The sequence below is a fragment of the Ureibacillus endophyticus genome (assembly GCF_003628435.1).
Classification (GTDB): Bacteria; Bacillota; Bacilli; order Bacillales_A; family Planococcaceae; genus Ureibacillus; species Ureibacillus endophyticus.
Genome location: NZ_RBZN01000029.1, coordinates 34,251 through 43,375, shown reverse-complemented (window position 1 = coordinate 43,375; position 9,125 = coordinate 34,251). Strand labels below are relative to the sequence as shown.

7 protein-coding genes, 1 pseudogene and 1 riboswitch are annotated in these 9,125 nt (G+C 37.7%); all 8 genes and pseudogenes read left to right on the top strand.

Translation table 11 applies throughout. The features are described from left to right. Positions 1–126: pseudogene (locus tag D8M03_RS17895) on the top strand (IS30 family transposase); the annotation flags it as partial. Between the two features lie 52 nt (positions 127–178). Continuing rightward, on the top strand, positions 179–1,708 hold the full coding sequence (locus D8M03_RS11810) for an EF-Tu/IF-2/RF-3 family GTPase (protein WP_121214989.1): 1,530 nt from the start codon (positions 179–181) through the stop codon (positions 1,706–1,708). Between the two features lie 257 nt (positions 1,709–1,965). Then, positions 1,966–2,063: riboswitch (TPP riboswitch) on the top strand. A gap of 200 nt (positions 2,064–2,263) precedes the next feature. Further along, positions 2,264–2,947, top strand: coding sequence for a thiaminase II (gene tenA, locus D8M03_RS11805; protein ID WP_121214988.1), 684 nt, complete (start codon positions 2,264–2,266; stop codon positions 2,945–2,947). Then, entirely contained in the window at positions 2,934–3,695 is a 762-nt protein-coding gene (thiM, locus tag D8M03_RS11800; protein ID WP_121214987.1) for a hydroxyethylthiazole kinase, read from the top strand. The genes tenA and thiM overlap by 14 nt, the downstream gene beginning before the upstream one ends. Continuing rightward, positions 3,683–4,504, top strand: a complete 822-nt coding sequence (gene thiD / locus D8M03_RS11795) for a bifunctional hydroxymethylpyrimidine kinase/phosphomethylpyrimidine kinase (RefSeq protein WP_121214986.1) — start codon at positions 3,683–3,685, stop codon at positions 4,502–4,504. The genes thiM and thiD overlap by 13 nt, the downstream gene beginning before the upstream one ends. Beyond that, on the top strand, positions 4,494–5,111 hold the full coding sequence (gene thiE / locus D8M03_RS11790) for a thiamine phosphate synthase (protein ID WP_121214985.1): 618 nt from the start codon (positions 4,494–4,496) through the stop codon (positions 5,109–5,111). Before thiD ends, thiE begins: the two co-directional genes overlap by 11 nt. A gap of 422 nt (positions 5,112–5,533) precedes the next feature. Continuing rightward, on the top strand, positions 5,534–6,805 hold the full coding sequence (locus D8M03_RS11785) for a saccharopine dehydrogenase NADP-binding domain-containing protein (RefSeq protein ID WP_121214984.1): 1,272 nt from the start codon (positions 5,534–5,536) through the stop codon (positions 6,803–6,805). 389 nt (positions 6,806–7,194) lie between these two features. Beyond that, complete coding sequence (locus tag D8M03_RS11780; RefSeq protein ID WP_121214983.1) at positions 7,195–8,907, top strand: methyl-accepting chemotaxis protein; 1,713 nt, start codon at positions 7,195–7,197, stop codon at positions 8,905–8,907. The last annotated feature ends 218 nt before the right edge of the window (positions 8,908–9,125 follow it).

Below are 9,125 nucleotides of genomic sequence, written 5' to 3'. Positions count from 1 at the left end.
TTTGATCACGTAACGGAAAAAGAGATGGAACAAGCACTTAAACTTATCAACAATCGACCAAGAAAATGTCTTGGTTGGAAAACTGCATACGAGGCGTTTCAGGAAGAACTGTTGCACTTAAATTGACAAAGTATCTATTAATAAAATTGACCGTGATGGTGCTAGCGTTGATAACGTAATGATGGAAATCCGCAAAGAATTTTCACAAGATGCTCTTTTGATAACGGAGACGTTAACTGAAAACTCGTTACCGGAAAATGTTCTGGAATGGATTGCAGAACGCGATGAAGAGCTACTAGAGCAGTATATGGAAGGGGAAGTTGATTCTTTAGCTTTCTTTTCTAAATTAAAGGACATGATTCAAAACGAGCAGGTATTTATTTGCATGGCAGGTTCAGCGTTAAAAGATATTGGTGTGAAGGAATTTTTCGAGCAACTATCAATTTTAACGGATACAAGTTATGACAAGAATGGTCCGTTTCAAGGGAAAGTTTATAAAATTCGTCACGATGAACAAAATCAACGAATTACCTTTATTAAAGCTGTGTCCGGCACATTACATGTACGAGATGAAATTAATGTGGGAGAAGAGACTGAAAAAGTTACGGAAATCCGACTTTATAACGGGAATAAATATGAGACCGCGCAACAGGTTGAAGCGGGTGAAATTTTTGCAGTTAAAGGATTGTCAGAAGCAAAAATCGGGGATGTTCTAGGGGGAGATTTCGCGCGGGATGAATTTGAACTCATGCCAACGTTACAAGCCAAGGTGGTGTATACAGGAACAGAACATATTAAAGAAGTTTTACGCTATTTCCGCATGTTAGAGGCAGAAGAACCTACTTTACGTGTGGTATGGAGCGAAAAATTTCAGGATATTCATGTCCACGTCATGGGTGTTATTCAGCTAGAAGTATTAGTTGAAGTGGCGAAAGAACGTTTTAACATGGATATCACCTTCGAAGATCCGAAAATTTTATATATGGAAACGATTCAAACCACGGTAACCGGTTATGGGCATTTTGAACCTTTGAAGCATTACGCTGAAGTGCATTTGAAAATGGAGCCAGCTCCTAGAGGGAGTGGGATTGTTTTTGAAAATGCTTGCCATGCCGATGATTTATCGGTTGGGTATCAACGGTTAATCGAGAAGCATTTGTTTGAACGCGACCATCATGGATTACTTACCGGATATCCGATTACAGATATTCGTTTTACGTTGTTGACGGGACGTGCCCATTATAAGCATACAGAAGGTGGAGATTTCCGTGAAGCCACTTTCCGCGCACTTCGTCAAGGACTTGAACAGGCGGAAAATGTTTTATTAGAGCCGTATTATCGCTTTAAGATGAAGGCAGATTTGACCCATTTAGGACGGATGATGACGGACATTCAACAAGCAAGTGGTACCTTTGAAGCTCCAGAAATGACGGAAAACCAAGTGACCATCATTGGAAGGGCGCCTGTTTCAACATTTATGAATTATAGTACAATTTTTTCGGCATATACGAATGGTAAGGGTGCACTGTCTCTTCAATTTGACGGATACGATCTTTGTCACAATGCCGATGAAGTGATTGAAAAGATTGGCTATCGGAAAGAGGCAGATCCAGAATATACGTCATCCAGTATTTTTTGTGCAAAGGGGAAAGGCTATTCTGTTCCGTGGGATGAGGCGGAAGAAGCGATGCATTGTTTGAAAAAGTGATGTGGGGGGAAGGTTTGGTTTATTTCCCGCACGAAACGGGGGATTTTCCGAACAAGACGGATTATTACCCGCACGAAAGAGTAAATTTCCCAAACCAGATGGACTATTACCCGAACAAAAAAGTGTATTTCCCGAACAAATAAGCTCAATTTCAGCACGAAAACTAAGCTATTTCCGAACGTAATGAATCTGTAATTTAAATAATATAAATCAAACTTGAATAATAAGAAAACTATGCTAGAATGAGAAATAATTAGAATATTTGCAGGGGGGGCACTCGTGCCTGAGAAGGTTAAAACCTGACCCTTAGAACCTGTTCGTTAATACGATCGTAGGGAGCAAGTACAATTTTAGCATAGTTTTTATTATGCTTATTATTACCTGTACATGTTAAGCGCTCCATTTTTTGGAGGGCATTTTCTTTGCCAAATATCTCTAATTGCTAACTAACTGTAATTCGATGTAGGGAGCAATTTAGGAAGATAGGCGCCCACTCAGTCATCGTATGAGTAGGGCGCTTTTTGTTTTCCTACGTCCATTAGAGGAGGAAGAAAGATGACATTTTGTGAAGAAGTTCGTAAAGAAACTGATTTGTATTGGGAAGGAAGCTTCAACCATCCATTTGTTAGAGGGATTGTAGACGGTTCTCTACCAATTGAGAAATTTAAGTATTATATATTACAAGATGCTTATTATTTAAAGCATTATACGAAAATATTAGCCATTGCGGCTTCAAAAGCAGATACAAATGATGAAATTACTTACTTTTTAAATTCCGCGCGTTTTATCAATGAAGCAGAACTTGAGTTGCATCGTACAGTTTTTAACGAATTAGAAGTATCCGAAGAGGAAATCGAACAATTTGAACCAGCTCCAGCTGCTTATAACTATGTAAGTCATATGTATAATGCTGTGCATAACGGAGACGTGGCAGAAGCATTTGCGGCAATGTTCCCATGTCCATGGCTGTATCAGGAAATTGGTGAAAAATATAAAGATGCTAAACCAGGCGTTAAGTTATATGAAGAGTGGATTGCCATGTATAGTAATCCCGAGTTTAAAGAATCCGTTGAAAATCAAAAAGCAATGATGAATCGATATGCAGAATTACACCCAGAAAAAGTTCACATTTATAAATCCCACTTCTTAAAAAGCTGTTATTATGAATGGAAGTTTTGGGAAATGCCGTGGACATTAGAAAATTGGGAGCAGGAGGTAAAAGAATATGGCTTTGTATAAAATCCGTCAAAAAAATCCACTCGTACATTGTATTACAAATTATGTAGTAGCGAATTTCACAGCAAACGGATTATTGGCGATTGGGGCATCTCCTGTGATGGCTGACGAAGTAGAAGAAGTGGAAGAGATGGTCTCAATTGCGAATGCGTTCTTAATAAATATTGGAACGTTAAATACTAGAACGCTAGAATCTATGCTTAAAGCTGGGAAAAAGGCTAATGAATTGAATATTCCAGTTGTACTAGATCCTGTCGGGGTCGGGGCAACTTCATTCCGTAAGCAAGCTGTGGCCAAAATTTTAGAAGAAGTTGATATTCAATTAATCCGTTGTAACCCTGGTGAACTTGCTGCGATTGCTGGAGTAAGTTGGCAAGCGAAGGGTGTAGATAGTGGAGAAGGTGAAATCGACGTTCAAGCGGCGGCTAAGGAAGTTGCTTCAAAATACAATTGTATGGTGATTGTTACTGGGCCGTCTGATTATTTAACAGATGGTGAATCGGAACATTGGATTTCTGGTGGACATGTATTAATGACACAAGTAACAGGAACAGGCTGCTTATTAAGTGCCATTTGTGCTGCAACACTATCTCTTGAAGGGGATCCAATATCAAATCTAAAAGCAACCTTATCCGACTACAAACGTGTTGCAGATGGTGTCAGTTTCCAGCTTCTTCTTGGTTCATTCCAAGAAAATATCTTAAATCAATTACATTTAATTTCTAGGAGTGTATCGAAATGGACGTTGTAATGACAATTGCGGGTTCTGATAGTGGTGGAGGAGCAGGCATTCAAGCCGACTTAAAAACTTTCCAAGAGTTAAAAGTATTTGGAACGTCTGTGATTACAGCATTAACGGCTCAAAATACGCTCGGGGTAGATGGAATTTTTCCGACAACACCTGAATTTGTCACACAACAGCTTTCTTCAGTTTTCAATGACTTTGATGTAAAGGCGTTAAAAACAGGAATGTTGTTTTCAGCTGACATCATTGAAAGAGTAGCCGGAGAAATCCAAAATAAGGAAGTTCAAGTTGTCGTGGATCCTGTGATGATAGCAAAAGGTGGCGCGAGTTTATTGCAACAAGAGGCAGTAGAAGCATTAAAAACAAAATTGTTGCCGATTGCTACGGTACTAACGCCAAACATTCCTGAAGCTGAAGTGATTACTGGGATGACAATCAAGACACAATCGGATATTCAAGCTGCTGCAGAATGTATTCTAGAAAAAGGTTTGCAATGTGTCGTGATGAAGGGTGGCCACCTTGAAAATGACGAATTTGCGACAGATACAGTGTTCCTTGCGAATGGCAGCTCATTTAAAATGCAAAGTAAACGAATCCATACTAAACATACGCACGGAACAGGATGTACGTTTTCCGCTGCGATTACGGCATTTTTAGGTAGAGGATTTTCTTTACAAGAAGCTATCGTTGAAGGGAAAAAATTTGTCCAACTTGCCATTGAACATCCATTGAATTTAGGACATGGTCACGGTCCAACAAATCATTTTGCTTATCAAACATATCAAGATTATGAGGTGACGGTAAGTGAAGCGTAGTGATTTAGCGGTGTATTTTATTATGGGTACAGAAAATTGTAAGGATGAGCCATTAGTCGTCTTGGAAGATGCACTGAAGTCAGGTATTACATTCTTTCAATTACGAGAAAAAGGAGCAAATGCCTTAACTGGCGAGTCCCTAGAAAAATTTGCCCTTGCTTGCCAAACATTATGTAAAGAATATAACGTCCCATTTATTATTAATGACAATGTGCAATTAGCACTGAAGATAAATGCGGATGGCGTTCACGTTGGACAAGATGACGCACCAATAGCTCAAATTCGAGAACAATTTAATGGGAAAATTGTTGGCGTTTCTGTTCATAATGACGAGGAAATGAAGGTAGCTGTGGAAGGTGGGGCAGATTATGTAGGCATTGGTCCGATTTATGAAACACAATCAAAAGCCGATGCAAAACCTGCTGCGGGCGTGTCGTTTTTATCCAAAGCAAGAAGAGATTATCAAGATTTCCCGATTGTCGGCATTGGCGGTATTACGACAGAAAATGCATCTGAGGTACTTGCTGCTGGGGCTGATGGGGTTGCAGTAATTTCAGCCATTTGTCAAAGCGCGGACCGTAGAGAAACGATTAATCTATTAAAATAAACTATCAAGGTTAGGGAATAGTGATTTCTATAAAAACGTTGTTCTCCGTTCCGGCCAACGCTTTCCGCGGGCACTGCCTCAACTAATTTTTGCCGGCAATTGCCCGGCAAAAATGGATTTTCGGCTAGTGCGGTTCCCGCAGGAGTCGTGGCCTCCTCTTCGAACAACTAAAAAATACTACTATAATATTTTAATTACTAAAAACTACAAGTAAAAGTTGAAACGATCCACTTATGTCCCAACCTCTAAATCGGCACTCATGAGCTAAACATTCATGAGTGCCGTTGTATTTTTACTTGGATTTTAACCCAAGTCCATAATATTATTTTTTGACTAGGCGCTAATCATATCCCTAATAGTTTTCTACCTAAGCATACTCTATTAAACTTCATATGCTTTAAGTAGAAGGCGAGGTGAATCATATGACAAATCGTACTAGTGTTCTTACTCTTTTAGGTAGCGCAGGTGGTGTTGCCAAAGCAATACTCGCTATTTTGAACAAATCCGCTGTAGATGTAACAGACCCAATTCATCCAATCATCACCAATTGCCAACTTCATTTGATAGATATGAAGTCAGTGGACAAACAACTCTACTTTCAACTTTTCCCTAATTTAAAACAGAGGTTTGTATTTCATCAACTAGATTTAAGTGATAAAGATAAGTTCATTCAACATCTCAAGAATACGAAAACATCCTTGGTTATCGATGTTTCTTGGGCTGATACAGTTGAAATGATGAAAGCCTGTAACAGTTTAGGGATTAGTTATGTAAACTCTGCCTTGGAAAATCCGTATATCGATGAAAATGAAGATCAATTTGCTGGATTTGGTCTTATTGAACGATTGAACTGGATTGAAGGTAAACGACATCTCATTACAAATTCAAAAGCCATTCTTTGCTCTGGGATGAATCCAGGAGTTGTGCAATGGATGGCGACAGAATTGTTTAAAAATAAGCCAACTAATGAAACACCATTAGCATGTTTCATAGTGGAACACGATAATTCATTTTTCAAAGATAAAACTCTGGCAAAAGAAAATGTAGTTTATACTACTTGGTCCCCTGAATGTTTCCTCGATGAAGCCATTCTAAGCTACCCGATGTTTATGAAGGGTCAAACTCCGCTATTCCTTTATGAAAATGTTTACGATCTTGAATTCAAAGTGAGATTGGGAGATATCAAGTTTTACGGTTGTTTAATGCCCCATGAGGAAGTCTACACATTAGGGAAATTATTGAATTTGGAAAGTGGGTTTATTTACAAAGTGAATGAACACACAACGAAACTCATTCGTTCCAATATCGATGATGTTGATAAAATTTGGGACTTCGAAATGAAGGTGTTGAATCCCCTTGATGGAGAATTAGTAGGGGAAGATTTATGTGGGGTTTTAATGGTGTATCCAGATAAGGAACAGTACATGTACAATGTTTTAACAAATATAGAGATTTTTGATAAGTTTCAAATGAATGCTACGTATTTTCAAGTAGCCTGTGGAATTTATGCCTCTTTATCGGTGCTGTTGCTAGATGATATTCCAAAAGGTGCCCATTATGTAGATGAACTTCTACTAAATCACCAAACAAATTTTGGACAATATTTAAAGCAATATATGAAAGATTTTGTCGTTGGTGAGAACGATAAGTCGGACGGTTTAATATTAGACCGGATGAGAGATTTTAAAGATTAAATTAGTAGGGCTGTGTAGAAGGTAGGTTATCTGCATAGCCCTTTGTCATGCTTTTACATCAAGATGTAACTATCATTGTTTCGGAAAGTGTGCTTCTGTGGCGGTCACATTAGAATATCACCATCCTCTTTTCAAAGAATCTGCTCCTGTGGTGGTCACATTAAAATGTCACCATCCTCGTCGCAATATATCTGTGACGAAAGCGAAGCGACAGTCACAAAGGCTGATTCTCAAATGTATTTCAGACGCAACCTTGACAAATAGATGACAAATTTATTATAAAATTCTGGAGAAATATCCAAACATTCTTTCTCGATACTTCTTTTCATAGTATGATAGATTAGAGTTTTTTAATATAACAGGGGTTCTTTTAGAAGGTGGTACGAGAAATGAAATTTTTTCAGACTTTAACGTTTAAATTAGGAACAATCATTGCAGGTATTTTAGTAGTTATGCTTGCAATTACTTCTGCCGCTACATATTATACTGCGTACGATAAATTGTACGAAGCTGCTGGTGTTGAAGCATATGGTTGTGCCAATATCACAACAGGATTAATTGATCCGACTGTGTTAGATCGTGCACTAAATAATGATATGGCAGCAAAAGAAAGTATTAGTGAACAATTAAATTGGACAATCGATCATAAAGAAATTTTTGAAACGCAATATATCTTAGATTTAAATGGGAACGTCATCGCCCTTGATAATAACTTAAAAGAAAAAGGGATTAATATTGGTGATGAATTCCACGTAGACCAAAAAGCAATTTCGATGTTGTTAGAAATGGGCCACCCAACTTTTTCAGAACCTTATGATTACGCAGGGATGGAACGTTTATCGGGTTATGCACCAATTTATAAAGACCACGACCCATCTAAAGAAATTATCGCCATCAATGTCATCGATTTTGATGCAGATATCGTAACAGAAAGAACGTGGGAAGTCGTTAGTCAAGGAATTTTAATTAGTATTATTCCAATGTTAGTAGCTTCAATGATTACTGGATTATTAATTTATCGTAAAACAAAACTAATTTCACAATTAATCGAACAAGCAAAACGATTAGCTGACGGAAATTTATCAGTTTCTGAAACAACGATTAAAGGGAAAGACGAAATCGCGGATTTATCTAGAACGTTAAATCAAACAGCATCTAATTTACAATCTATCATCTCGACAATGCGTTCGACTTCTAATCAATTAACAACGAATGCAACAGAAACCGCAAGTACATTAACAGAAATGAATTCGGCTGTTCAATCGGTAGCAGATCATATAGAAGATGTAACAGGTGCGATGCGAGATGGAATGCATAATGCAGATAATGCATCGAATGTCTTAACGTCCTTAGCGGATAATCTACAAAGTATGAAAGCTCGAGCTGATCAAACGGTAGTTAATTCGAATGAAACAATGAAAATTGCCATTGAAGGGGAAAAACGTGCACAAGAAATTAGCGCGGATATGGAAAAAATCCGTACTGGTTCCCAAGAAGTAAGCAATACGATTCAACATTTAGTCGAGTCTGCTACGAGAATTCAAACGATAACTGAAGCAATTTCATCGATTGCTTCCCAAACAAATTTACTGGCTTTAAATGCATCCATTGAAGCGGCTAGAGCAGGGGAGCATGGAAAAGGATTTGCTGTTGTTGCCGAAGAAGTACGTAAACTTGCAGAACAATCGAACAAAGAAGTAACAGAAGTTGAGAAACTAGTAAAAGATATTATGGAACGCATTGGCAATGTCATGATTTCTTCCAGTGAAAATGGGAAGTTTATTGAAAAAGGTACACAAACGGTTCAATTAACGGCGAATGCACTTCACAATATTTCGAATGCGGTTTCTGAAACGGTTCATGATATTAAAAATATTTCTAACTTATTATCTTCTGAAACAGAGAAATCTGATACAATCGTTGAAATGATTCATGAGTTAACGCGATCAATTCACGAAATTGAAGATACATTGAAGGGCATTTCAGCTGCAGCCCAAGAAACAACGGCAAGTATTCATGATATTTCACATCGCTCTGTTGAATCTACAAAAATGGCAGAGGAACTTGAAATTTCTGTAAAAATGTTTCGATTAAAAGAGTAGTCTAGGTCCAGTATTCTTGAATTAGTCAAGGATACTGGATTTTTAAATTGAATAGAAATTTTAGAAGGATTAATCAAAATTTATGAGAAATTAATAGAAAACGTATAAAAAAATAATAGAAATGACTCAAGTATTTAAAAGTTATATGAATATAATAGAGTAAAACAGCTAGCTAATAGAAATTTGCCCGTTATTAATAGAGTTTTTCACTTAAATAA